The sequence below is a fragment of the Cellulosimicrobium sp. PMB13 genome (assembly GCF_051294865.1).
Classification (GTDB): Bacteria; Actinomycetota; Actinomycetes; order Actinomycetales; family Cellulomonadaceae; genus Cellulosimicrobium.
Genome location: NZ_CP145910.1, coordinates 3193520 through 3218260 on the forward strand (window position 1 = coordinate 3193520; position 24741 = coordinate 3218260).

17 protein-coding genes and 1 tRNA gene are annotated in these 24741 nt (G+C 70.2%); 5 read left to right on the plus strand and 13 right to left on the minus strand.

Annotated features, from left to right (window positions below):
• Positions 1-82 precede the first annotated feature (82 nt).
• Together V5D56_RS14445 and V5D56_RS14450 are read right to left on the minus strand one after the other, a co-directional pair.
• Positions 83-649, minus strand: coding sequence for a dihydrofolate reductase family protein (locus tag V5D56_RS14445; protein WP_435735991.1), 567 nt, complete (start codon positions 647-649; stop codon positions 83-85).
• Between the two features lie 64 nt (positions 650-713).
• Entirely contained in the window at positions 714-1586 is an 873-nt protein-coding gene (locus V5D56_RS14450; RefSeq protein ID WP_435735992.1) for a helix-turn-helix transcriptional regulator, read from the minus strand.
• Positions 1587-1687: 101 nt separating this feature from the next.
• On the opposite strand from V5D56_RS14450, the gene V5D56_RS14455 reads away from it, so the two are divergent.
• The 4 genes from V5D56_RS14455 (at position 1688) to V5D56_RS14470 (ending at position 5063) form a co-directional block, all read left to right on the plus strand.
• Entirely contained in the window at positions 1688-2452 is a 765-nt protein-coding gene (locus V5D56_RS14455) for an SDR family oxidoreductase (protein ID WP_435735993.1), read from the plus strand.
• Positions 2453-2536: 84 nt separating this feature from the next.
• Entirely contained in the window at positions 2537-3259 is a 723-nt protein-coding gene (locus V5D56_RS14460; protein ID WP_435735994.1) for a DUF2306 domain-containing protein, read from the plus strand.
• Between the two features lie 23 nt (positions 3260-3282).
• The gene (locus V5D56_RS14465; protein ID WP_435735995.1) at positions 3283-4416 is read left to right on the plus strand and encodes a sensor histidine kinase; all 1134 of its coding nucleotides are present in this window, start codon (positions 3283-3285) and stop codon (positions 4414-4416) included.
• Entirely contained in the window at positions 4413-5063 is a 651-nt protein-coding gene (locus tag V5D56_RS14470; RefSeq protein ID WP_435735996.1) for a response regulator, read from the plus strand. The genes V5D56_RS14465 and V5D56_RS14470 overlap by 4 nt, the downstream gene beginning before the upstream one ends.
• A 108-nt stretch (positions 5064-5171) precedes the next feature.
• Here V5D56_RS14470 and V5D56_RS14475 read toward each other — a convergent pair whose 3' ends face one another.
• The 10 genes from V5D56_RS14475 to V5D56_RS14520 form a co-directional block, all read right to left on the minus strand.
• Positions 5172-11375 carry a GH92 family glycosyl hydrolase gene (locus V5D56_RS14475; RefSeq protein WP_435735997.1) on the minus strand — a complete coding sequence of 2068 codons (6204 nt, stop codon included), beginning with the start codon at positions 11373-11375 and terminating at the stop codon, positions 5172-5174.
• 125 nt (positions 11376-11500) lie between these two features.
• The gene (gene glsA / locus V5D56_RS14480) at positions 11501-12493 is read right to left on the minus strand and encodes a glutaminase A (RefSeq protein ID WP_435735998.1); all 993 of its coding nucleotides are present in this window, start codon (positions 12491-12493) and stop codon (positions 11501-11503) included.
• 76 nt (positions 12494-12569) lie between these two features.
• A complete protein-coding gene (locus tag V5D56_RS14485) occupies positions 12570-13355 on the minus strand; it encodes an SCO1664 family protein (RefSeq protein ID WP_435735999.1) in 786 nt (261 codons plus the stop codon).
• Positions 13352-13903 carry a DUF3090 domain-containing protein gene (locus tag V5D56_RS14490; protein WP_435736000.1) on the minus strand — a complete coding sequence of 184 codons (552 nt, stop codon included), beginning with the start codon at positions 13901-13903 and terminating at the stop codon, positions 13352-13354. The genes V5D56_RS14485 and V5D56_RS14490 overlap by 4 nt, the downstream gene beginning before the upstream one ends.
• A 77-nt stretch (positions 13904-13980) precedes the next feature.
• Positions 13981-14718 (minus strand): histidine phosphatase family protein, encoded by a 738-nt coding sequence (locus V5D56_RS14495; protein ID WP_435736001.1) that lies wholly within the window; start codon positions 14716-14718, stop codon positions 13981-13983.
• Positions 14719-14814: 96 nt separating this feature from the next.
• Positions 14815-18051 carry an NACHT domain-containing protein gene (locus V5D56_RS14500; protein WP_435736002.1) on the minus strand — a complete coding sequence of 1079 codons (3237 nt, stop codon included), beginning with the start codon at positions 18049-18051 and terminating at the stop codon, positions 14815-14817.
• Positions 18052-19108: 1057 nt separating this feature from the next.
• Positions 19109-19182: transfer RNA gene (locus V5D56_RS14505), tRNA-Pro, on the minus strand.
• Between the two features lie 57 nt (positions 19183-19239).
• Complete coding sequence (locus V5D56_RS14510; protein ID WP_435736003.1) at positions 19240-20607, minus strand: MFS transporter; 1368 nt, start codon at positions 20605-20607, stop codon at positions 19240-19242.
• Complete coding sequence (locus tag V5D56_RS14515; protein ID WP_435736004.1) at positions 20604-21248, minus strand: GntR family transcriptional regulator; 645 nt, start codon at positions 21246-21248, stop codon at positions 20604-20606. The genes V5D56_RS14510 and V5D56_RS14515 overlap by 4 nt, the downstream gene beginning before the upstream one ends.
• A 122-nt stretch (positions 21249-21370) precedes the next feature.
• A complete protein-coding gene (locus tag V5D56_RS14520; RefSeq protein ID WP_435736005.1) occupies positions 21371-21904 on the minus strand; it encodes a putative immunity protein in 534 nt (177 codons plus the stop codon).
• Positions 21905-22049: 145 nt separating this feature from the next.
• Here V5D56_RS14520 and V5D56_RS14525 point away from each other — a divergent pair, with 145 nt between their 5' ends.
• Positions 22050-23927 (plus strand): GDSL-type esterase/lipase family protein, encoded by a 1878-nt coding sequence (locus tag V5D56_RS14525; RefSeq protein ID WP_435736006.1) that lies wholly within the window; start codon positions 22050-22052, stop codon positions 23925-23927.
• A gap of 4 nt (positions 23928-23931) precedes the next feature.
• Here V5D56_RS14525 and V5D56_RS14530 read toward each other — a convergent pair whose 3' ends face one another.
• The gene (locus V5D56_RS14530; RefSeq protein WP_435736007.1) at positions 23932-24654 is read right to left on the minus strand and encodes a hypothetical protein; all 723 of its coding nucleotides are present in this window, start codon (positions 24652-24654) and stop codon (positions 23932-23934) included.
• Positions 24655-24741: the final 87 nt, after the last annotated feature.

Consider the following 24741-nt stretch of genomic DNA (forward strand, 5'->3'; position numbering starts at 1 on the left):
CACCGTAGCAAGCCGTGCCAGGACGTGCCGTTCGTCCTTGCCCCGCTGTCCCCGCCTCGTGCGGCGCGGCAGTGCCCACCGGCTACCGCGCGACCCGGTAGCGATAGAGCACGACCTTCGAGGCGAACGTCCGCGTCTCGACGAGGCGCAGGTCGACGTGTCGCTCGTGCTGGGGGAAGTAGGGGATGCCGCCGCCGACCAGCACCGGATGCACCATCGCGCGGTACTCGTCGATCAGGTCGAGAGCAGCCGCCTCCGCGGCGAGGACCGCACCGCCGATCGCGATCTCGCCCTCCCCCGGCTCCGCGCGGAACCGCGCGACCTCCTCGGCCAGGCCACCGGTGGCCAGCCGGGTGTTGGTGCCCTCCACCGCCGTCAGCGTGGTGGAGAAGACGACCTTCGGGAGCGCCTTCCAGAGCGCGGCCCACGTGCGCTCCGCCGCGCCGAGCGACGGGTCCTCCTCGGCGGTCTCCCAGTACAGCATCGTCTCGTACAGCCGACGTCCGAGCAGGTGGGCCCCGACCCCGCGGAGCTCGTCCGTGAAGTGCTGGAACACCTCGTCGTCGGGTTCGGTCCAGTCGAACCGCCCGTCGGGGCCGGCGACGTAGCCGTCCGCCGAGACGCCCATCGAGTAGGTCACGTCGCGCATCACTCGTCTCCTTCGGTCGCGGGTACGACGACCAGACCCAGGGCGTCGGCAGAACTCGTCGGTCTCACCGGCCCGCGTGACGTGCCGACGTCGGCTCGACGGCGAGGTCCTGGGTGCCGAGCACGCCGAGCAGCCGGATCTTCTCCGCCGACTCGCTGCCGGGCGCGGCCGTGAGGACGAGCAGCGCCTGGAGCTGGTCCTCGGTGAGCAGCACCTGGCAGTCGACCTCGATCTCCCCCACCTCGCGGTGCACGAGCACCTTGTGGTCGGTGAACCGCCGGGCGACCTCCTGCCGTGCCCACAGCTCGACGAACTCCGGGCTCGTCCGCTCCAGCGCCGTGACGAGGTCGCCCGCGCCCGACGACGGCCCGAGCGTCCCGAGAGCGGCCCGCAGGCTCGCGACGAGCGCCCTCCCCTGCCGCGCCCGGTCCTCGTCCGGGTAGACGGCGCGCGCCGTCTCCGGGTGCGCGAACCAGCGGTAGATCTCGCTGCGCTCCCACCCGGTGTACGCGGTGGCGTCGCCGTAGAGGGCGCGCGCGAGGTCGTTCTGCGCCAGGGTCCGCCCGAGGGGGTCGATGATGAGCGCCGGGGTGTCGGAGAGGCGGTCGAGCACGCGCTGGAGCGCCGGGGCGACGTGGCCCGTGTCGACGGTGCGATCGGGGACGCCGTGGCCGGCGACGCGGTAGAGGTAGTCGCGCTCGTCGTCGGTCAGGCGCAGCGCGCGGGCGATCGACGCCAGGATCTGCGTGCTCGGCTGCGGGCCGCGCTGCTGCTCCAGGCGCGTGTAGTAGTCGGTCGACATGAGCGCGAGCTGCGCCACCTCCTCGCGGCGCAGCCCCGGTGCCCGACGCCGCAGCCCGGGTCCCAGCCCGACGTCGCCCGGCTGAAGGGCCTCGCGGTGGCGGCGGAGGAAGTCGGCGAGCGCGGCACGGTCCATGGGTCTCATCGTGGTCGGCGGCCGCGCGCTGTGCCAGGGATCGCCGGTCCCCCGTTCGACCGTCTCTGCCGCGGTCTCCCGATCGCGCCGAGGATCGGGTCATGGACATCACGAACAGCACCGTCTTCATCCCCGGCGCGACGAGCGGCATCGGCCTCGCGCTCGCCGTCGCGCTCCACGAGCAGGGCAGCACCGTCGTGGTCGGCGGGCGTCGCACCGAGCTGCTCGAGCGGGTCGCCGCCGAGCACCCGGGCATCGACACCGTGCGCATCGACACGACCGACCCCGAGAGCATCGCGACCGCCGCCAAGGAGGTGCTCGAACGGCACCCCGACCTGGACACGCTCGTCGCCATGGCCGGCATCATGCGCGTCGAGGACTGGCACCACCCCGAGGGGTTCCTCGCGACCGCCGAGGAGACCTTCACCACGAACGTGCTCGGCCCGATCCGCCTCATCGGCGCGTTCGTCGAGCACCTGCAGACCCGACCGCACGCCACGATCGTCCCGGTCTCCTCCGGCCTCGCTTTCGCTCCCTTGAAGGCGACGCCGAGCTACGACGCCTCCAAGGCCGCGATCCACATGCTCAGCGAGGCGCTGCGCCTCCAGCTCGCCGACACGAACGTCCGCGTGACGGAGCTCGTGCCGCCGTCGGTCGCGACAGAGATCGTGCCGGGCCATCTGGACGACCCCTCCGCCATGCCGCTCGACGAGTACGTCCGCGAGGTCCTCCAGCTCCTGCGCACTCAGCCGGACGCCCGCGAGATCCTCGTCGAGCGCGTGAAGTTCCTGCGCCACGGCGAGGCACGCGGCGACTACGACCAGGTCGTCGCGACGCTCAACGCGGCCGACCCGCACGGACGCTGAACCTGGCGACAAACACCGCGCCGGGCGCAGAGTTCGGCCACATGGCCGAAGCGCCGGCGTGCCGGGTCGATCCACGATCGACCCATGGACACCGCACCCGACGTCGCCCGCACCGCTCCGAGCGCTCCCCGCCGCACCCGGCGCGGGTCGTCCCGCAAGGAATGGCTCGTCGCGGCCGGGCTCATCACCCTCGCCCTCGTCCCGTCGCTCGCGGGCGGCGTGCGGCTCGGCGAGATCGCCTCGGGCGCACCCGAGACACCGGCCAACGCGCGCTTCCTCCAGGTGCCGCTCCCCGTCGTCCTGCACATCGTCGGCGCGGTCGTCTATGCCGTCCTCGGGGCGTTCCAGCTCCTCCCCGGACTGCGCCGCCGCCACCTCGCGTGGCACCGCGCCGCCGGGCGCTACGTGCTCGTGCCGGCCGGGGTGGTCGTCGCGGGGTCGGGGCTGTGGATGACGGCCTTCTACGACGTACCGCCCACCGACGACGGGGCGCTCACCGTGTCGCGCTACGTCGTCGGGCTCGCGATGCTCGTGTTCCTCGTGCTCGGGGTCCGTGCGATCGTGCGACGCGACGTCCTCGCGCACGGTGCCTGGATGATCCGCGCGTACGCCCTCGCCCTGGGCGCGGGCACGCAGGTGCTGACGACCGCGCCGTTCGTGGTGCTCTTCGGCGAGCCCGACGCGTTCTGGCGCACCGTGCAGATGGACGCCGCGTGGCTGCTCAACCTCGCGGTCGCCGAGTGGGTGATCGCGCGCCGCCGGGCCACCGCCCGTAGTCGGCCGCGCCGCGTCGTGCCCGCCGCCTGACCGCGGGGGCTAGCATGCCGAGCGTGCGACGCCGGCTGCGGGACCTCCTCGGACGTCCGGCGGCGCCCGGAGACCGCAGACCGAGGCCACGGGACGCCGTGCTCGTCGTCGCCCTGGTGGGCGCGGCGGTCCTGGAGGGCACCCTGCGTCGGGACCTCGCGTGGCCGGTGGCATCGACGCTTGTCGCGATCGCCCTCGTGGCGACCCTGCCGTGGCGACGTAGCCGCCCGTTGCTCGTCGTCGCGCTCACGACGCTCGTCGGCGCCGGGTTCCAGGTCGCCCAGGCCGCCGCCGGCACCGGGCCCGACGGGCTCGCGACGATGCTCGCGGTCCTCCTCGCGCCGTACGCCCTGTTCCGCTGGGGATCGGGCCGCGACCGGGTGATCGGCGGCGCCGTGCTCGCGGGCAGCCTGGTCGTGTCCGTCGCGCTCGGCGGCGAGGGCGTCCAGGGCGCGGTCGCGGGGGTCGCCCTCGTCGGTGGCGCGTGCCTCGTGGGGGCGTTCCGGCGCGAGCGGGTCGCGGCGCGCGCGAGCCAGCTCGACGCGGTCCGTGCCGCGGAGCGGGAGTCGCTCGCCCGCGACCTGCACGACACGGTCGCGCACCACGTCTCGGCCATCGCGATCCGCGCGCAGGTCGCGGCGACGGACCCCGACGACGCATCCCGGGTCTCCGAGTCGCTGGACGTCATCGAGCGCGAGGCGCAGGCCGTGCTCACAGACATGCGCTCGCTCGTCCGCCAGCTCCGCGCGCCCGCCGGTCTCGAGCCGTCGCCCGGCCTGGCGGAGCTGGTGTCCCTCGCCGATCCCGGCCCGCCCACCGTGACCGTGCGCCTCGACGAGGCCGCGAGCCCGCCCGACATCGTCGCGTCGAGCCTCTTCCGCATCGCGCAGGAGGCCGTCACCAACGCGAGGCGGCATGCCCGCGGTGCCACCGCGATCGACGTGACCCTCACCGCCGACGCCGACACGGTGGAGCTCGTCGTCCACGACGACGGTGCGGGCGCCCGCACCTCGCCCGGGACAGGGCACGGGCAGGGGCACGGCCTGCAGGGGATCTCCGAACGCGCGGCGCTCCTCGGCGGCGAGGTCGTGGCGGGCCCCGACCCCGACGGCGGCTGGACGGTCCGCGCCCGGCTCCCCCAGCGGCACGACGCATGATCCGCGTCCTCGTCGCGGACGACCAGGAACCGGTGCGCACCGGTCTGCGGATGCTGCTCGACGCGCAGCCCGGCATCAAGGTGGTCGGCGAGGCCTCCGACGGCGCGGAGGCGGTGCGGCTCGCGCGGGAGGTGCGGCCCGACGTCGCGCTGCTCGACATCCGGATGCCTCGCCTCGACGGCATCGAGGCGACCGCGCTGCTCGCCGGACCGGACGTCCCCGACCCCCTCGCCGTCGTCGTCATCACCACGTTCGACCTCGACGAGTACGTCTACGGCGCGCTGCGTGCCGGCGCGAAGGGGTTCCTGCTCAAGGGCGCGAGCCCGCACCTGCTCGTCGAGGCGCTGCACGCCGCGGCGAACGGCGACGCGCTGATCTCCCCACGCGTCACGACGCGGCTGCTGGCCGAGTTCGCGCGCCCGTCGCGACGGCCTCGTCAGCCCGTGGCACCGCTGAGCGAGCGCGAGGAGCAGGTGCTCGCCCTGCTCGCGTCCGGCCTGACCAACGACGAGATCGGCGCCCGCCTCTACCTCTCGCGCGGCACGATCAAGACCCACGTCGGCGGCATCCTCACCAAGCTCGGGGTGCGCAACCGCGTCGAAGCCGCGATGTGGGCCTACGAGTCGGGCCGTCACCCGAGCGCGTAGCCGCGCTCTGGCTGACCACGCACGTCGGCTCACCACGCACATCGGCTCGCCACGCACGTCGGGGTCGGCGGGTCCTGGACCCACCGACCCCGACCGGCGCGTGCGGCGTCAGCAGGTCCGCGCGGGGTACGCCACCTCCTGCGTCGTGCGCTGGCCACCGCCGGACGGCACCGCCGTGACGGTGACGCTGCCCGCCTCGACGGTCTTCGCGCGGGCGGAGAACGACTGGTAGCCGTTCTTGCCCGCGGCGACCCCGGAGAAGGTCTTCGTGCCGAACGGTGTCGTGACGCCGACGTCGAGCGGCCCGGTCCCGACGTTCGTCGCACGCACCGCGACGTAGGCCGTCCCGGCGACGCACCGGGTCTGGACCTCGACGCGGACCTCCGGAGCCTGCGGTGTCGCCGCGATCAGAGCGCTCAGCGCGCTCGCCTGGGCCCGCCAGTCGAAGACGTTCGGGTGCTCGGCGGACTCGCCGCCGGCCCAGCGCAAGCCGAGCCGGTCGCCCGCAGCCCGGTCCTGCGACCAGATGGTCGCCGCCTGCCGGTCCACGAACTCCTGGTACTCCTCAGAGCCCGTCGTGTCGTTGAGGTCCATGAAGTACCGCATGAACACGCCCTTGAACTGCTTGCCGTTGTCGTCGCACGTGCGGTCGAGCGCGTCGCAGCTCTCGGTCAGCACGCCGTCGACGACGAGCGCGTCCGAGGCCAGGGCCGCGTCCGCGAGCCGCTGGGCGGTCGCGAGCGGCTCAGCGTCACCGGTGGCGCGGTGGAGCTCCAGGCCGGCGCCGATGGCGAGGCCCTGGTTGTAGCTCCACACGGTGCCGCCGTTGTTGCGGCAGTCGGCCGTGAGGCCGTCGTTGACCAGGCCGTCGGCGTTGATCATCCCGCTCGCGGTGAGCCAGTCCCACCCGGTCTGCGAGCGCTCGAGCCACGTCGTGTCCCCGTCGATGCGGTTGTGCAGCTCGGCCGCGAGCCGGACGTACAGGCCGTTCGTCACGGCGTTCTTGTACGTCCGCTCCGCGTCCCACCACACACCGCCGTCGCACGTGGACTCGTCCCAGTAGCCGTGGACGTAGTCGCCGATGACGCCGGCCATGTCGAGGTACTTCTCGTCGCCCGTGAGGTCGTAGGCCGCGATCCACGCCAGCCCCCACCACGCGGAGTCGTCGATCGCGCGGCTCGTGAAGTTCCCGAGCAGCTCGTCGCCCGACATCTCGCCCGCCGGGAACGGCGCCTTGTTGCGCTCGAACGTGCGGTCCATCTGCTCGAGGTAGCTCAGATCGCCCGTGCGGCTCATGTAGTCGATGACCGTGTGCGTCGCGACGGCGGAGTTCCACCAGCTCGACGGCCACCAGGCCTTCTCGGGGTCGTAGTCGCTCATGAGCGTGCTCGCCGCGCTCGCGGCGTGCTGCGCCGCGGGCGGGTTCTCGACGAGCGCGGTCACGAGCGGCAGCAGCACCTCGCGCGCGTGGTCGCTCACCTCGGCCGGAGCGGCGTCGGCGACGGTGCTGCGCAAGGTGGCGAGCGTCGCGGCCAGCGCGTCGGCGTGCGCGCCGTCGAGCTGCTCCTGGGCGGTGCCGACCAGGTCGAGGAGCGCCTGCGCGGTCGCGTCGGCGAGGTCACCGCTGCGCTGCAGGGCCCCGACCTGGGCACGGATCTCGTCCAGGCCCGTGCTCGCGGAGAGCCACTGCGACACGAGCAGCGTGAGCTCGGCCCGCGTCTCGTCGTCGAGCTCCGAGGCGACCGTGGTGTCGACCGCCGCACGCAGCGCGCGGAGCTGCGCGACGACGCCCGCGGCGTCGTGCGCGTCCTGCGCCTCCTGCGCCGCGTCGACGATCGCCCCGAGCCGCTCCGCGGTGCCCGCCGGGATACGACCGGCGTCGAGAGCGGCGTCGATCGCGCCGGCGAGCTCGCCGACCTTCGGGGTGTGCGCGAGGAGCTCGACCTCCGAGAGCGTCGCCGCCCCGCCGGTCGACGCCGTGACGTGCAGCCGGTAGTGCCGGTACACCTGCGGGTCGGCGATCGAGAACGCACGCGTCTCGCGACGGTTCGCGAACGACTGCTCCGTGCGCTCGTCGAGCGTCGTCCAGGTCTCCCCGTCCGTCGAGCCCTCGAGCGTCCAAGCCGTGGGGTCAGCGCCGTCGGCCGCGGCCGACGTGAGCGTGTACATCCGCACCCGCGCCGTGGTGCCCGTGAGCTCGTACGTGACCGGCGACGAGCCGATCGCGAGCTCGGTCGAGGACGTGTCGTCGAACAGCGCGGCGCCGTCCGCGCCCTCGTCGCCCGTCGTGGCCCTGCCGGACCGCGCGACGTCGGCGAGCGGGTCGGGCAGGTCGTCGCCCTGCGTGATCGACGGCGGGGCGTCGTCGGCGCCGGTGCCCCACGCGGACGGCGTCGGGCCCATGTCGAAGACGATCGTGCCGCCGTCGGCGAGCTGCTCGTGCGTGAGGTAGGTGGCCGACTGCTCGACGCCCTTCACCGTGACGCCCTGCACGTAGATGTTCTCCGCGCTGTTCTCCGGCGCGTCGATCACCAGGTCCTTGCCGTTCTCGAGGTGGATCGTCGCCTGCGTGAACAGCGGCGAGCCGATGACGTACGACGGGCTGCCCATCTGCAGCGGGTAGAAGCCGAGCGCGCTGAACAGCCACCACGCCGACATCTCGCCGTTGTCCTCGTCGCCCGGGTAGCCCTGGCCGATGTCGTTGCCCGTGAACGAGCGGGCCATCGCGGTCCGCACGGTCTCGGCCGTCTTCGAGGGCTCGCCCGCGAACGCGTACATGTACGGGATGTGGTGCGCGACCTGGTTGCTCAGGCCCCACTGGCCCTGGCGGATCGCCTTGGCCTCGCGCATCTCGTGGATCACGCCGCCGTACGAGCCGGGCTTGGACGCCGTCTCGGGCGTGGCGAAGAACTCGTCGAGCTTCGCGCCGAGCGCGTCCGTGCCGCCGTACAGGTTCGCGAGGCCCCGGCCGTCCTGGACCGCGTGGAACGCGAAGTTCCAGCCGTCGGTCTCGGTGAACTCGTTGCCCCAGACCTCGGGGTCGAAGTCCGCCGCGGACTGGCTCCACGAGCCGTCCTCCTCGCGCCCCCGCAGGAAGCCCGTGGCCGGGTCGAACAGCGTCGCGTAGTTCAGCGCCCGGTTCAGGTAGTACTCGTAGTTGTCCGCGTACTCCTGGTGACGCGGGTCGTCGTCGCCGGTCGTGTCGAGCAGCTTCTTCGACATCGTCGCGATGCCGTAGTCGTTGAGGTAGTCCTCGAGCGACCACGACGCGCTCTCGTGCGTCGACGTCGGCGTGTAGCCGAGGAACGTGGCCGGGTCGAGGCCCTTGCGGCCCACGCTCGCGTTCGGCGGCGCGGTCGAGGCGTTCTTCAGCGCGGCGTCGTACGCGCCCTGCACGTCGATGCCGGGGACGCCCTTGAGGTAGGCGTCGGCGAACGCGATGTCCGAGCTCGTGCCCGTCATGCTGTCCGCGTAGCCCGGTGCGGACCAGCGCGAGATCCAGCCGCCGTCCTCGTACTGCTGGACGAACCCGTTGACCATCTCCCCCGCCTCGCTCGGGTAGAGCAGCGAGTAGGCCGGCCAGGCGGTGCGGTAGGTGTCCCAGAAGCCGTTGTTGACGAAGACCTTGCCGTCCTCGATGCGCGCGCCGGTCGTCGTCGCCGTCGTGCCCTCGGGCGCGGGATCGTTCGACGCGGAGGACTGCACGACGTGCCGGTAGACCGGGTCCGCCGCCGTGCCCGTGTTCTCGTAGCCCGAGTTCGGGTAGAGGTTCAGCCGGTACAGGTTCGAGTAGAGCGAGGTCAGCGTGTCGTGGTCCGCGCCCTCGACCTCGATGACGTCGAGCGCGTCGTCCCACAGGTCCTGCGCGCGGTCCTTCACCGTGTCGAAGGTGTCGTCCGCGGCGATCTCCAGGTCGAGGTTGTGCTGCGCCTGCTCGACGCTCATGAGCGACGTCGCGAGGCGCAGGGTCACGACCTTGTCGTCCGACGTGTCGAACGTCAGGTAGCCCGTGACGTCGCCGCCACCACCGCCCGTCAGCTTCCCGCTGGCGGTGACCGGCCGGTCGACCTCGCCGTAGACGAACATGCGCGTCATGCCGGCCGAGCTGCCCGGCGTGCTGACGTCGGTGTAGCCGGAGACGACGCCGTCCTCGGCGTCGAGGGTGAGCCCGCCGTCGTCGTTCACGTTGTCGAAGATCAGGTTCGACTCGTCACCGGTGAACGTGAACCGGAGCATCGCGGCGTGGTCGGTCGGCGCGATCTCGGTGCGCATGCCGTTGTCGAACGTCACGCCGTAGTAGTGCGCGCGGGCGACCTCGTCGTCGTGGTCGAAGGTCAGCGCGCGCCGCGACCGGTTCGCGTCCGGGGTCCCGGTCGACGGCATCACCTGGAACGTCTGCCGGTCGCCCATCCACGGGCTCGGCTCGTGGCTGAGCGAGAACGCCTGGATCGACGGGCGGTTCTGCTCGTCGTTGCCCTTCTGGTACTGGTAGAGCCAGCGGTTCGTGCCCGCGTCCGTGGCGGGCGTCCAGAAGTTGAAGCCGTGCGGCACGGCGGTCGCGGGGATGTTGTTCCCCCGGGAGAAGTCGCCGCTGGAGTTGGTGCCGCGCGTGGTGACGACGTAGTCGGACGGGCGCTGCGCCGTCGGCTCCTCAGGGTCACCGGTGACCTCGACGTCGTCGATCCAGCCGCTGAAGTCCGCCGGCCCGGCCGGGTTGTCGTAACCGACGAGGATCCGGTCGATCGTCCGTCCCGCCGCGACGTCGCCGATGTGCGACACCACGGAGTTCCACTCGTTGACGTAGAGCGCCTTGCCGTCGCCCTGGCCCTGCGGGCTCAGGCCGAAGCCGCGCGAGTCGACGGCAGCGAGCTCGCTCAGGTACGTGCCGTCCGTGAACGCGAGGTCGACGGCGGCGTACGTGCTCGCGTAGGCGAGGTCGTTCTCGGAGGCCTCGGGGAAGATCATGTACGACAGCTCGGTGTCCTCGCCGACGGGGGCGTCGACGTCCAGCACCTTGTCGTAGGCGAAGCCGCGGCCGTCGGCCGTCTGGCTCCCGGCGTAGTGCAGCGCGCCCGTGCCCGTCCAGCCGACCTCCGACCGCGAGTTGTACGCCGCGCTCGGGCCGGACCCGACCTCGGCCGTCATGTTGGTGGCCGCGAGCGCCTCGGTCGCGAGCTGCAGCTCCGCGAGCTGGGTGCCGTCGCTCCCGCTGTTGGACGTGATGTCGAGACGGTAGAAGCGGTACGCGCCCGGCGTCGCGACGGTGTACCCGCGCGTCTGGAACCGCTCCGAGAACGTCTGGTTGCCGCGCGTGTCCAGCGTGGTCCAGGACGTGCCGTCCGTGGATCCCTCGAGCGTCCAGGCTCGCGGGTCGCGACCCGGAGCGTCGTTCGCGGACGACAGCGCGTACGCCTTGACGGTCGTCGCCGCGTCGAGCTCGTAGGTGATCCGCGCGGTGCGCGCGCCCGCGAGCCACTTGGTCGCGACGTCGCCGTCGGCGAGCTTGTCCGCCGACTCGTTCGGCGGGTTCTCCCGGTTCGCCGTGACCTTGACGACCTGGTCGGTGACGTCGCCCGGGAAGTCGACCGTCCCAGGGGTCAGGCGGCGGACCGACGTGCCGGAGATGACCGCGTCCACGGCCGCGGCGTCGTGCGTGCGGATCTGGAACTGCGGCGTGCCACCGCCCGAGGCGGGGCGCGCGAAGTCGACTGTGACGGTCCGCGGCTCGTCCGTCAGCGTCACGTACTCGCCGCCGACGTCGGAGCCGCCGCTGTAGACGTTGAGGAACACCTTGCCCGACCCCGTCAGGGTCGCCTGGGCACGCATCGTGACGCCGCGCTCGAGCGTCGGCAGGGGCACCTGCACCCACGTCTCGCCCGCCGCCTCCATCGCCCAGTGCTGGGCGGGGTCGCCGTCGGGGGTCGTCGCGTCCTCGAGCGTCCCGGGCACCGAGCCCACGCCGTTCTGGAACGGGCCCTCCCACGCGAGCTCGTCCGTCGCGCCGCCGAGCGCGTCGTCGCCGCTGGGCGTGCTCGGGCTGCGCTCGAGCACGGAGGTGCCCACGACGCCGTCGACCCGCGGGCCTCCGGGGCCGGCCTCCGGCGTGCTCGTCCAGTCGAGCGGCTGGTCACCGGACTCGAAGGACGTCGAGGAGTCGCCGGGGTCGGCGGCGTCGGCGGGGGCCGCGTGCGCGGCGACCGACCCGGCGACGAGCGTCGTGCCGCTGAGCAGCAGGCTCAGGGCGACGGTCGCGGCGGTCGCCCTACCGGCGTTCTCCCGGAGCAGACGTGGGTGCGTTCTGTGAAGCGACATCGATGTCCTTCGGTGGGGCGGGCGACGGTGCTCGCGGTATGACAGCGCTGACACTTGGACAGTGCCAGACGATCGGAGGGGCGTCAAGACGTGCGGCCGCGACGGCGGCGCGGGTCGGTCCCGACCTACGAAGCGTCGGAGGGTGGCCGCGACGCGAAGACGTCGAGGCCCAGCGAGCGCGACAGGTGGGCGCAGGCCTTGCGGCCGCGGACGGAGTTCCCGGCGTCGTCGAGCCGCGGCGAGAAGGCTCCGACCGCTCCCTTGCCCGGGGAGATCATGACGATCCCGCCGGAGATGCCGCTCTTGGCCGGCGCGCCGACCTCGAACAGCCACTCGCCCGACCGCTCGTACATCCCCGTCGCCGTGAGGACGCTGACCGTGTCGCGCGCGATGGACGGGTCGACGACCTGGTCGCCGGTCAGCGGGTTCATGCCTCCGCTCGCCAGCGTGGCGCCCATGACCGCGAGGTCGCGGGCGTCGACGAGCAGCGCGCACTGCCGGGTGTAGGTGTCGACGACGCCGAGCGCGTCGCCGCTCAGCCGCCCGTGCCCTTCCAGCAGCAGGGCGAGGCCCTCGTTGCGCTGGTTCTCGCGGGACTCCGAGCGGTACACCGCCTCGTCGAGCTCGAGGTCGCGCCCGGCGAACCTCGACAGCCCGCGCAGGACGAAGTCCCACCGCTCCGCGCGCGTGTCCCCGGGCACGAGACCGGTCGCCGCGATCGCCCCGGCGTTGACCATGGGGTTCATGGGATGACCCTCGTTGTGCTCGATCGCGAGGACCGAGTCGAACGGGACGCCCGTGTTGTCGACGCCCACGCGCTCCAGCACGGCGTCGTGGCCGATCTCCTGGCACACCAGCGCGTACACGAAGGCCTTCGAGATGGACTGGATCGAGAACCGGTGCCGCGCATCGCCGCGCGTGTGCTCGGCCCCGCTGCTCTCCACGAGCGCGACGCCGAAGAGGTCCGGCTCGACGTCGGCCAGCGCCGGGACGCCCTCGATGACCTCACCCTCGTCGAGGTCGCGGAAGCGCTCGTACGCCTCGTCGAGGACGGCCTCGACGAGGTCGCGTCCTGGGAGGGATCCGGTCGAGACCGTGTGCTGCGCGTCGTGGCTCATCCTCAGCGACGGTACCGGCGGACCGCGGTGCCCGCGCGGGCCCGCGCCCCGGGGCGGGCGGTTGGCGTGCAACCGCCTAGAACAGCGGCCACGGGACGGGCGGCATGCCCGCCTCCGGGCGCGGAAAGCGCGCCGTGCGCAGCAGCCGGTCGCACCGTGCGGCGAAGGCGGACACCTCGTCGGTGGACAGCAGCCCTCCCAGCCGACGACCGAGGTCGCCGTCGAGGTCTGTGCCGAGGTCCGCCCGGAGCCGCGTGACGCCGTCCAGCTCGTCGGCGTCGAGGCTCGCCCCGACCCAGCCCCACAGCACCGTCCGCAGCTTCGGCTCGGCGTGGAACGTCACGCCGTGGTCGACGCCGAGGCGTCGCCCGTCCGCGAGCGGCAGGACGTGGCCGCCCTTGCGGTCGGCGTTGTTCACCACCGCGTCGAACACGGCCATGCGCCGCAGCGCCGCGGAGTCCTCGTGCACCAGGGCCACCGGCCGGTCGTCCTCGTCGACGCCCTCCAGCACCGCCCGCGCGCCGTCCTTCGGCACCTCGTCGGTCGGTACGACGTCGACCGGTGACTGCGCCCCGTCGATCTCCTGCCAGAGCTGCACCATGCCGGGACCCATCGGCCCGTCGCGCAGCCACGTGCGCGGCACGATCCCCCAGCCGAGCGACTCCGAGACGAGGAACGCAGCGACCTCCCGGCCGGCCAGGGTGCCGTCCGGGAAGTCCCACAGCGGGTTCTCCCCCGCGATCGGCTTGTAGACGACGTCGACGTCGCCGATCCGGGCGCGGAACGTCGCGTTCGAGGCGACGCGAATGCGTCCGACGATCTCGAGCGACGCCTCCTCGAGGTCGACGTGCGGCGACGTCACGCCTCGTCGGGCAGCGCGCACTCGTGCCCGTCGGCGTCCATCGGCTGATCGCAGCGGGGGCACAGCGGGCGGCCGGAGCGGACGACGACGCGGGTGCGCTGGGCGAACGCGCGCGCCGTGCCGACGGGCATCTTGACGAGCAGCACCTCGGCCGGCTCGGGCTCGTCGCCGTCCTCGTCCTGCTCGGGGTCGCCCTCCACGAGCGGGTACGCCTCGACGACGACCTGCGCCGTGCGGGGGTCCCAGCTGAGCCGCATGGACCCGGCGCGGAACTCCTCCTCGACGGGTTGGTCGAGAGGGTCGTTGTCGATGAGCTCCTCGGGTACGTCGGCAGGGATGGTGTACCGGTTGTCCGGGTCCGCCATCAGCTCGTCGAGCAGACGCTGGATGGTCTCGGCGAGGACGGCCGACTGCTCCTTCTCGAGAGCGACGCTGGCCGTCCGGGTGCCCGATCGGGCCTGGAGGTAGAAGGTGCGGGACCCGGGCATCCCGACGGTCCCGACGACGACGCGGTCGGGCCAGTCGAACTCGTGGACGAGAGTGGGCATGCGTCCACTCTACGAGCGCACGCGCCCTCCGTCAGGACGGCTTCCGGTCGGTGGTCACGACGGCTGGAGGTTGCTCGTCAGGATGCCGGCGGGTCGTTGGAGGCACTTGGGTCGCTCGGGTCGTCGGGCTGTCCCGGACCCGCGCCTCCTCCGACCGGCGCGTCCCCGACCGGCGCGACCGTACGCAGCCACGAGAGGTCACCGGCGTCGGTGTTGACGGCCACCACCTCCGGTCGGTGCTTCCCGTATCGCACGATCGAGATCGACGCCGGGCCGACCACGATGCGCTGGAACAGGTCCAGGTGCATCCCCAGCGCGTCCGCGAGCACGGACTTGATCACGTCGCCGTGCGAGACCGCCGCCCAGACGGCGTCAGCCCCGTACTTGGCCTCCACCTCCGCGTCGTGTCGGCGGATGGCGGCGACGCTGCGTGCTTGCATCTCCGCGAGCGATTCGCCGCCCGGGAACGCGGCCGCCGACGGCTGCGTCTGCACGACCGACCACAGCGGCTCCTTCGCCAGGTCCTTGAGTGCGCGTCCCTGCCACTGCCCGTAGTCGCACTCAGTGATACCGCGCTCGGTCACCTGCTCCGGAGCTCCCGTCTGCCGGTCGAGCAGGATGCGGGCGGTCTGTCGGCACCGTTCCAGCGGGCTGGTCACCACGCGGGCCAACGGGACACCCGCCACGCGCTCGGCGGCCCGGACGGCCTGCCCACGCCCGACCGAGTCCAGCCGCACACCGCCCGCGCGTCCGGCGAGTATCCCGCCTGAGTTCGCGGTCGTGCGGCCATGACGGACGAGGAAAACTATCGGCATGCCCCGAGCCTAGGGGAACGCATCACAGGCGTGCACTCCACGCTGGGAGCGAGCGTCGCCGGACCGGGCAAGACGCTGTTTCATTCGAAAGACGAACTAGTCGAACGTCCAGCCCTCCTCGAACGCCGCTGAAACGAGTGCCCTTGGACGATAGCGGCTCTGCAGCGTCTGAAGGCCACGAATCACGAGCTCAGGCGGATAGAGCTTCGGAGCCTCGAGAATCTCGGCTGCGGCTTCCGGTCGTAAGCGCGCCTCCAACATGTGACGGTGCGTGGCATATGAAAGACCGCGTCGCCCGCTACGCCGCCACTCGTAGACTCGCCGCGCCCAGGCAAGCGCTCGTTCAGCGTCCTTCCACGACGGAACCTTCGCAAGCTCCTCCGCCTCACGAAGCGAATCAATAAACGGCCCCAACAGCTCCGCCTTCTCCTGTTTGCTGCTGTAGCGGAGATCGGCGGACGGCGAGCCAAACGCGGTCGCAACCAAGACTGCCGATCTATCAGAAAAGGGCCGAAGGTCCACAAATGGCAGTTTCTTCCTGTCGGTACGATACTCACGACCGGAAGCAGCCGATAGTATGGTCGCCCGAAGCACACGATAGTCGTCATCGGCAAGAGATTCTACGATCTCATTTGTCTGATCGGCCAACTCGTAGAGATTCTTGGCGCTTGACCACATCAATACAAGCCCCGCCCAGAACATCCGGTCGAACACCGTCTTGGCTTCATCGAGTTGCCGAAGCCACCACGCGGTGCCGCCACGGCGCAGGCGAGCTGCCCGTGCCCTGGCGCACAGCGGAACCGTTGGATCGAAAAGACGATCTGACCCCTGCGGCAACCCAGTGACAACACGCATACCAGCCACGCGAATCGCGATAGACATCGCCGACCAAGTTTCACCAAAGCAATCGCGCGCTAGTTCCGTGATCGCTCGCCAAGCCTCTGGTGGGGTAGGACGCTCGAAGGCTGAATCGAGTTCCATTGCAGAGACCCCTAAAAGGAATCGCTGAACAGACGGAGGTATCAACGCTCCCCCGTCAGCAACAGACGCTTCCTCCTCGATAACTCCCAGCCCTAGGACCCGCCGTAGCCCAAGGTAAGTTCCGGGCGAGTTCCCCAGAAGTTCCGCAAGTACGCTCAGCGAGGAGTAGCTGTGACCAGTACCAGTGACCTGACCACCCAAGACTGCGGTAACGAATACATCAATTAACTCGGGCATCCGCGACGCAAGCTCTGACTCAGCCCACACTAGCTCGGAGCAACGGAAAACGAGATCCTTCCGATGGGGATCATCTTCTAGGATCAGCCGCCAGACGATCTGTGGCTCCAAACCCGAAGCTGCCCCGGAACGGAACATTCGCACCAACTGGTAAGAGCGCTCCGTGCCCGTAGTTCCCTCTAGAAGTTCGCAGAACCGCTGTGCCAGATTCTCACCGCCGTTCATTCGCAGGACCTGACACATGACAGAAGTTCGTATGTCGACCGGCCACGACTTCAACTGGTCAAAAATCAAATCACGCAAAGCGTTTCGGCCACAGTCTGCGTCAAGAACTACTTCCTCGCTTGCGAGCCCGTCCCCAACGAGAAGAACCTGCACGCCGTCGTCATCAAAGACGGCTTGCACCAGACGGTTCTGTGGGTACTTTGAGTTACTGAACACCCAATCCTGCAGTAGAGCAAGTCCGACTCTTCGCGCGTGTACAGACAGCACAACGTCGCCGGTCTTAATCATCTCTTCTAGGCTCAGCACGAGCGTTCCAGTCTCGCCTCGCTCGCAAGACCCCGCGTAGAAGCGACAAACGTTCAACCAAAACGGGTTCGACGCCAGTGCCTCGAATCGCTGAGCCCTATCGCCGTGAATTTCAAGATCACGGTACGTGCCCACGGGCGCAGTCGTGTATAGGTACTGAGCGCAATAATACTCGCGAAGGGGTTGCACTTCGAACTCGTAGAGGCCCTCGATGCGCTCAACGAGCACGAAGATGCGCTCCAAACCGCCGCCAAATAGATCATCTGCAATATCGACGTCATGCCCGCCGCTCTCAAGGTACGAACGAGCCAGCGTTTGCAGGTCGGCGACGGATATACTCCCTGCAGACTTCGATGATTCCGCCTGCGTTTGAAGAACCCAAGCAAGATGCTGAATGAACCCAAGCAAAACAGGCCGATTCTCGCGCACTCGCACCGACTTGTCCGCCTCGCGCGTCAAGAACAGGTCGACATATCTGCTATACAGATCTGTTCGTTGATCGGGCAAGGAGTGGCCGATCTGGTGTATCAAACTCAGGAGGATCGTCAGCTGCATCGGATTGCGCGTCAAATCCCTGATATGCGCGAGTTCAAGCTTTTCGGACAGAATCTTCTTCACATCGCGCTGCTCACTGTCGTTGAGAGCCCGCGCCCGCACCCAACGGTCGGCATAGTCGTTGACTCTGGCGCGATCAATGTTCTCCAGCGTCAGGGTGGTGAAGCCAAACTTTCCAAAACTGGGCGCTCGCCCGAATACCGATGGTCGACTAGTGACCACCACCTGAAGATCAATTTCGAACTCGTTCCAACGTGTGAGCGCTTCTCCGATCGACGCAACGAGCGACTCACGCGCCGCAATATCGGCAACTTCGTCGAGACCGTCGAGGAACAGGAGAGCGGGCATGCTCTTCAGGAGCGAAAGCACATCATATGCCGAAAAGTCCACACCGCCAGAACTGTAGGTTATAAGTTGGGCCAAGAAGAGGTCGAAAGTACGAGGCTGGGCTGAATTGCTATCCGCGAATGGCGAGTTCCCGTCGAGAAACGCAGCATAGTCGCGGAGATCGACTTTGAATGGGACCCTGAATGCTGTCTGCTTGTACTTGTCGTCAATGCGCCCGAAGACGTCCGCCTTCTTCAGATATCGCGCGCGGTGCATCTGGCAGACATATTGCGCTAGTGTTGACTTTCCCTGACCGGGCGCACCCTCCAAGACAATGAGCCGGAGATGCTCCTGGGCTGCCTCGCTCAGGAGTAGTTCAGCCGCGCCAACTCTCAGTCGTTTGATCCTACCGGACTCCGCTCGGACGATGATTTCCTGCCCGCCGCTTGCCTCGTCGACATAGTAGGGCCGTTCTATCCCGCCAACCGTGGCGAGGAGACTTGCCAATTTCTCTCGTTGACCAGCTCCGTTCCCCGAGCGCTCAAAGAACTTGTTGGGAAATCCGACTGGCACGTCGATGAACAGGTCTAGCAGGTCGTTTGATAGGCTCACTTGCTTGAACTTTACTGTCTTGTCTGCGTCAAATTGCGAAGCGACGAACGCCCGTATCGCGTCTTGCTGACGTGCTCGGTCGTTGCCCATGACCGTTCCTAAGACTACTTCAATACCGTCTTCGAGGCTCAGGAGCTCCGCGTACTTCAATTTGAGTGAAGGCGGAGCTTTGTCGAGTCGCCTATCGATTTCGTCACGCCAGAAGCAAGCGGCCGGTATGGAGACGTGTTCGTCGAGCCATGCTTGAACCCGGTCGATTCGACCAACATCTAGATGAGCCGTGCCCCGGGCGTTAGTAGCGATTATGTATTGTCTAGCCCCACGCTCGATGAGTCGGCCAATCTTTGGAAGCTCGCCTTCCAGGGCCGCTATTAACCAATCCGCGCTCTCCTCTTCCTCTGTACGCTTGAATTTGACTTGCAGGACAGTTTTGGACTCGGGATCCCAACCATCTCGGCCGCCGTCCGGTTGCCCGATCGGAAGGCACTGAAGCTTCGGGAACGTAGATACCAATAGGGATTGGCATAGGTGCTGAAACCGGTCAGGGTTGCTATTCTCGTAGAGATATCCCATGTGTCGCCGCTGTCTCCAAGTCATGAGCCCACGCCGGATGCACTGATCCCAACTCCGTCGCAAGCACGCCTGCTTGCCATGGCGCACCGTACCGTGGAGTCGGGTTCAACGTGACGATGACACTCGGGCCATGGCTGGATCGGCCTCCTGGCGAAGAGTGGCATCCCACGGTTCACGGCGGCTGATCGAGACGTTCAACGATCACGGCGTCCACGAAGGGCCGCCAGCGGCTACGACGAAGTCGCCACCGCCAACCAGCCCGCGACACCCACGACCGCATCCGCGAAGACCGCGTCTCCAACACAGGCACCGTCACCCTGCGCCACGCCAGCCGACTGCACCACATCGGCATCGGCCGCACCTACGCCGGAACCTACGTCCTGCTCCTGATCCACGACCTCTACATCCGCATCATCGACCGCGCCACCGGCGAGATCCTGCGCGAGCTCACCCTCGGCCCCACACGCGACTACCAGCCCACCAGCCGACCATCCGGGCCCACCCCCAAACGACGAATGGCCGGTCCTACGAAAACGTAGGTCCGGCCATTCCGATGTCCTGAGACATCACACTGTCGGGCTGACAGGATTTGAACCTGCGACCCCTTGACCCCCAGTCAAGTGCGCTACCAAGCTGCGCCACAGCCCGTGGCTGGATCACCGCGCCAGATCCCTGCGGACCGGACCCCGTGAAGCCTCGGATACTCTACCCCATCCGCACCTCGTCGAGAGCACCGTTTGCCCCGGTCGCGGCTGTGCGGTCGGTCGCGACGCTGGGTTCCAGCATGGCACGCCGCTCCCCCGTCGGCAGGTGCGCACGCCACGCGAACGCGACGACCACCAGGCACGACGCGGCGATCACCAGCCCGCCGAGGAACATCTGTGCGTACGTCCACCGCACGGAGAGCGCCGCGAGCGCCACCGGCACGCAGAACCCGACGTACGTCAGCGAGTAGTACACGGCGGTGAGCCCGGCGAGGTCGTCGGGCGTCGCGATGCGCTGGACCTCGCTGAGCCCGGCGACGAGCGCGAGCCCGTACCCGGCGCCGAGCACCATGGCGGCGACGAGCGCCGTCGGCAGGTCGAGCCGCGCGCTGGCGAGCGCACCGAGCCCCATGCCGACGACGACGATCGACATCGCCACGACCGACGCCCGCGCGCTGTGCCGGGTGTCGATGAGCCGGCCGAGCACCTGGATTCCGACGCCGCACCCGAGCCCCAGCACCGTCATGAGCCCGGAGAACGCGATGGGTGCGCTGCCCGCGCTGGCGGTGACCAGGCCGGGCAGCACCGCGTACGCGCTGCCCGCGCAGCCGAACACCCATGGGGCCACCGGCACGACGACGCGCAGGAACCTCCGGTGCGCGACAGCCGGGACGCGCAGGTCGTCGACCAGACGTCCCCGCTCCGCACCGTCGACACCTACCCCCGCGCCGGAGCGCGTCTCGGGGACGCGCAGGACCCACACGCCCGCCACGACGGCGAGCGTCGCGTGCAGGAGGTAGGCGGCGTGCGTCGGCCAGGGCGCCCACTGCGCGAGCACCGCGGCGACGCCGGCCCCGACGAGGAACCCCAGCGTGAGGGCGAGGCCCGCGCGCCGGGCGCCAGAGCCGCCGTCGGGCACGCCGGACTGCTGCGCCGCGGCGTCGCTGAGCTCCTTGACCCACGTGGTGCCGACGGCCATGACGAGCCCGAGCGCCACCCCGCACAGGACGCGCCCGGTGGCCAGCAGCGCGGCCGACGACTCCCCCGCCGCGAGCACGAGCGACCCGACGAGCGCGACCGGCGCGGCGGGCAGGAGCAGGGGTCGGCGCCCGTACCGGTCGGACAGCGGACCGCCGAGCAGCAGCGCCGGCACGATCCCGAGCACGTACGCGGCGAGCAGCGCGTCGACGGTCACCGCCGAGAAGTGCCCCACCTCCCGGTACATGACGAGCAGCGGCGTGAATTCGTTGCCGCCCCACGCGACGACGGCCATGACCAGGGCGACGGGCAGCCACGCCCGGTGCCCGACGCGCGGAGCCGTCCCGGTCTGCCGGCTCACCTCGGTGGGGGCGTCGGTCGCGCGGCTCACAGGCCGGTCCGCGCGTCGTCGAGGTGGCGCTGGATGCGGCGCTTGTAGGTGCGGGTGTCACGGGCCTCGAGGGCGTCGACGAGCGCGCGGTGCCCGGCGACGAACGTCGCGGCCCGGCTCTCGTCCCACCGGACGCTGTGCGCGACCATGCGCTGCTGGCGCTCGCGCAGGCTCGTGTGGAACGCCGTGAGGAGGTCGTTCCCACCGGCAGCGACGATCTCGGCGTGGAACCGCGCGTCAAGAGTGGCGTACTCGGCGACGTCGCGGTCGGCGACGGCTGCCTCCTGCGCGACGACGAGGTCGCGCAGAAGGGCGACGAGAGCGGTGAGCTCGCTCTCCGGGAGACGCGCGACGCCGAGAGCCGCATGGGTCTCGACGAGAAGCCGCGCGTCGAGCACGTCGTCCACTTCCCCCGGCGCGATCGGCACGACGAGCGCCCCGCGCTTTGGGTACAGGCGCAGCAGACCCTCGGCCTCGAGCCGCAGGAACGCCTCCCGTACCGGCGTGCGGCTCACGCCGAGCTGCTCGGCGACCTCGCCCTCGCTCGTCATCGACCCGCCGGGCAGGCTCCCGTCGAGGACGTGCCGCTTGACGTGACGGTAGGCCTGCTCGGTAGCGGAGCCGCTGGTGGTACGTGGCATAGATACATGATGCATCTATCTCGCACACGATGTGCACGTGGATCCGCGCCGGTACGCATGAGCCTCGCCACACTCCTGACAAGGATGAAGTAGCAGCATCGGGCGGCTCCAACTGGCCCGTGTCAGCGACGCAGCGCGGCGTCGAGCAGCCGCAACAACTCTCCGACGCGGCCCCCGCCGTCGGGAGCCGCGGGGTACCGACGGAGCACGTCGACCACGGTGACCGGTGCGCCTTCTCGCGCCCGCTCGATCTCCCGGGCGCCGACCCGAGGGTCGTCGCCGGCGTCCAGCTCCGCGGCACGGGCGGCGTGCGCGGCCGAGCCGAGGATGTGCCGCACCTGCGTCGCCTGCGCGAGCGGATGGAGGTAAGCCGCACCGGACGCGTGGCCTGCTGCGCTGGCTGCGTGCTCCGCCGTTGGTGCGCCGGCCGATTTCGCCGAACGCAGAGCATCGACAGCGCCCACGCGCAGGGCGTTCGTCCGCCGCTCCCCCGCAGCGAACGCGAGCGCGACATCGATCGCCTCGCGCGGGACGGCGTCGCCCGGGGCGTCACGCTCGTAGAGCGGCAGCACAGTCAGCGCGCACCGCGCGGCGAAGCCCGTGACGGCGCGGATCTCGTCCAGAGCGAGGTGGAACGCAGGATCGTCGCTGGTCACACACCCTCCAGGAGCGCTCGAACTGTGGGCGTCTCGGTGCTACCGTCGCCGCTGACAACGCTATCAACCTCGATGGTGAGGCTCGCGCGGACGACGACGTCCGACCGTCCGTCGCGTGGGACTCGCCAGGAATCCAGGTGCCTCGATGACGCCGCATCGCTCCCGCAGACTGCTGACCGCCCTCGTCACGGCGGTCGCCGTCGTTCTCGGCGGTGGTGCCACCGCTGCCACCGCGTCAGCCACGCCGACGCCGACGATCCAGAACGCGACCGTGGCGTCGCCCACGGTCGTCACGCACGAGACCGTCGCCCCGGCGGCCGACACGCACGACGACGAGGGCTGGTTCACCAGCTGGGCGCAGTCGCAGCAGCGCGTGTCGGGGAAGAACTTCGACAACCAGTCCATGCGCATGATCACGCGGCTCACGCAGGGCGGCGACGCGGTGCGGATCCGCCTGCAGAACCAGTACGGGACGCGTCCCCTCGTCATCGACCAGACGTCGCTCGCGCTGAGCGCGGGCGGCCCGGCGATCGTCGACGGGACGAGCCGCGTGCTGACGTTCGACGGGGCCGAGAGCGTGACGATCCCCGTGGGCGGCGAGGTGTGGAGCGACCCGACGAGCATCGGGACGACGGCGCAGCAGGAGCTCGCCGTGACGTTCTTCCTCGCGCGGCCGACCGTCGCGAGCCTGCACGACCGGGCGGGGCGCAACAACTACGGCGCAGCCATCGGCTCCGGCAACCGCAACGCCGAGGTCTCGGGCGCGTCGTTCACCGAGAACCTGCCGTGGACGTACTTCGTCAGCGCCGTCGACGTCTACAACACGGATCTCGCCGGGACGATCGTCGCGTACGGCAGCTCGGTCGTCGACGGCGTCGGGAGCGAGAACTGCGGCCCGGGCTGCGACGCGTTCGGGCAGGACCGTCGCTGGACCGACGAGCTCGCGCGCCGCGTCGTCGACGAGCTCCCCCCGTCCCAGCAGGTCGCCGTCGTCAACGAGGGCATCAGCGGCACCACGAGCTCGCCCGCGTGCGGGAGCGGCGGCCTCGACGGCGTCTCCCGGCTCGACCGTGACGTCCTCGCGCTCAGCGGCGTGACGGGCGTGATCTTCTACTACGGCACCAACGACCTGGCGAACGGCTGCTCGGACGCCGCGATCCTCGCGAGCTACCGGCAGATCTTCGAGCGCCTGCGCGACGCCGGGATCAAGGTCTACGTCACGCCCATCACCCCGCGTCCCGGCTACACCGCCCTCATGAACGAGTACCGGTCGTCGGTCAACGCGTTCGTCCGCGAGGGCGGGAACTGCAGCGGCACGTGCGACGGCGTCGTGGACTTCGACGCCGTGCTGCGCGACCCGGCTAACCCGAACTCGATCCTCCCCGCGTACGACACGGGCGACGGCGTCCACGCGAACGTCGCCGGTCAGGAGGCCATCGCCGCCTCGATCCCGCTCGAGATGCTCGCCTCCGCGGGCTCGCCCGTGATCACGTCCGGCGCGCCGGGCGGGACCGTCGTCGGCGAGCCGTACTCCTTCACGCTCACGGCGTCCGGGTACCCCGCGCCGACGTTCGCCGTCACGCGCGGCACGCTGCCTCCCGGGTTGACCCTCGACGGGGCGACCGGCGAGATCAGCGGTACGGCGACGACGGCGCTCGCGTACCGCTTCACGATCACGGCGAGCAACGGCGTCTCCCCGGACACCTCGGCCTCGTACACGATCTTCGTCAGCCCGGCGTGGGCCACCCCGGCGATCACCGCCGAGGTCGAGCCGCGGTGCCTCGCGGGCCGCCCGTACCTCGCCGTCCGCGTGACGAACGACGAGGACGTGCCGCTCGACGTCGAGGTCGCCACCGCGTACGGGAGCAAGACCTTCACGGCCGTGGCAGCGGGGTCGAACGGCTACCAGGCGTTCGCCGCGCGCGACGGCCTTACCGCGGGCACGGTGACGATCACCTCGCGGGACGGCGACGACGACCGTGAGGGGTCGGAGACGGTCGCCCACCCGGCGCTCACCTGCTGAGCGGTCACGGCGTACCCGCCGGCGCGGTGCCGGCCGGCGGGTCGCTGTGGCGCAGCGGAACATGCCGGCGCCACAGCGCCCGGTAGCTCCGGTAACCGCGCAGAAACCACAGCACGAAGCTGGCCACCGCGGCCACGACGCCGACGGCGATCGCCCACCCCGCGGCGTCGGTGAGCGCCCACACGACGCTTCCCCACAGGAGCCCGACGAGCACCGACTCGACGACGAGGATGAGCATCATCGAGCTCGCGAGCATCTGCGTCCGGTCCCGCGACGCGAACGGGAAGTACGTACGGTTGGCACCGGCCAGGTCGTCGGCGGCCGACATGAGGAAGTACCGCTCGACGCCCGGGTCGAGGTCGACGTACGCGCCGCGCAGCCGGTTCATCGCGAGCACGTGGGCTAGGTCCTCCTCTGCCGTGGCGAACACGCGGAGCTGCGTCACGCCGCCGAGCAGGGACAGCAGGAGCAGCACGCCGATCGCGACGGCCGCGAACCCGCCCCGAAAGCTCGTCGCGTTGCCGAGCACTCCCAGCCCGAAGACCCCCGCCGAGACGAGAGTGAGGAAGATCGCGATGCGCGTCAGCACCTCGCTCTGCGTCGTCGAACGCGACGCGAGAAGACTCCAGTGCTCCGTCGCGAGGATCTGCGCGCGCAAGGCACGCTGCGCGTCCGTCAGACGCGCGACGTCGTCGCCTTCGGCCGGCGCCGACCCTGCCGTCGCCATACGAGCATTCTCCACCCGGACACACCTGTGGCCCGGGAGTGAGCCGGCGCTGCCCCACGATGCCGGACTGGCCTCCGGTGTGCGGGG

Bases quoted from the DNA above. Each gene is read 5' to 3' on its own strand.
- V5D56_RS14500 (WP_435736002.1), bottom strand. From the start codon at position 18,051: ATGGGCAACGACCGAGCACGTCAGCAAGACGCGATACGGGCGTTCGTC.
- V5D56_RS14445 (WP_435735991.1), bottom strand. From the start codon at position 649: ATGCGCGACGTGACCTACTCGATGGGCGTCTCGGCGGACGGCTACGTC.
- V5D56_RS14515 (WP_435736004.1), bottom strand. From the start codon at position 21,248: ATGCCACGTACCACCAGCGGCTCCGCTACCGAGCAGGCCTACCGTCAC.
- V5D56_RS14495 (WP_435736001.1), bottom strand. From the start codon at position 14,718: ATGCCGATAGTTTTCCTCGTCCGTCATGGCCGCACGACCGCGAACTCA.
- V5D56_RS14525 (WP_435736006.1), top strand. From the start codon at position 22,050: ATGACGCCGCATCGCTCCCGCAGACTGCTGACCGCCCTCGTCACGGCG.
- V5D56_RS14455 (WP_435735993.1), top strand. From the start codon at position 1,688: ATGGACATCACGAACAGCACCGTCTTCATCCCCGGCGCGACGAGCGGC.
- V5D56_RS14490 (WP_435736000.1), bottom strand. From the start codon at position 13,903: ATGCCCACTCTCGTCCACGAGTTCGACTGGCCCGACCGCGTCGTCGTC.
- V5D56_RS14460 (WP_435735994.1), top strand. From the start codon at position 2,537: ATGGACACCGCACCCGACGTCGCCCGCACCGCTCCGAGCGCTCCCCGC.
- V5D56_RS14450 (WP_435735992.1), bottom strand. From the start codon at position 1,586: ATGGACCGTGCCGCGCTCGCCGACTTCCTCCGCCGCCACCGCGAGGCC.
- V5D56_RS14530 (WP_435736007.1), bottom strand. From the start codon at position 24,654: ATGGCGACGGCAGGGTCGGCGCCGGCCGAAGGCGACGACGTCGCGCGT.
- V5D56_RS14475 (WP_435735997.1), bottom strand. From the start codon at position 11,375: ATGTCGCTTCACAGAACGCACCCACGTCTGCTCCGGGAGAACGCCGGT.
- glsA (WP_435735998.1), bottom strand. From the start codon at position 12,493: ATGAGCCACGACGCGCAGCACACGGTCTCGACCGGATCCCTCCCAGGA.
- V5D56_RS14470 (WP_435735996.1), top strand. From the start codon at position 4,413: ATGATCCGCGTCCTCGTCGCGGACGACCAGGAACCGGTGCGCACCGGT.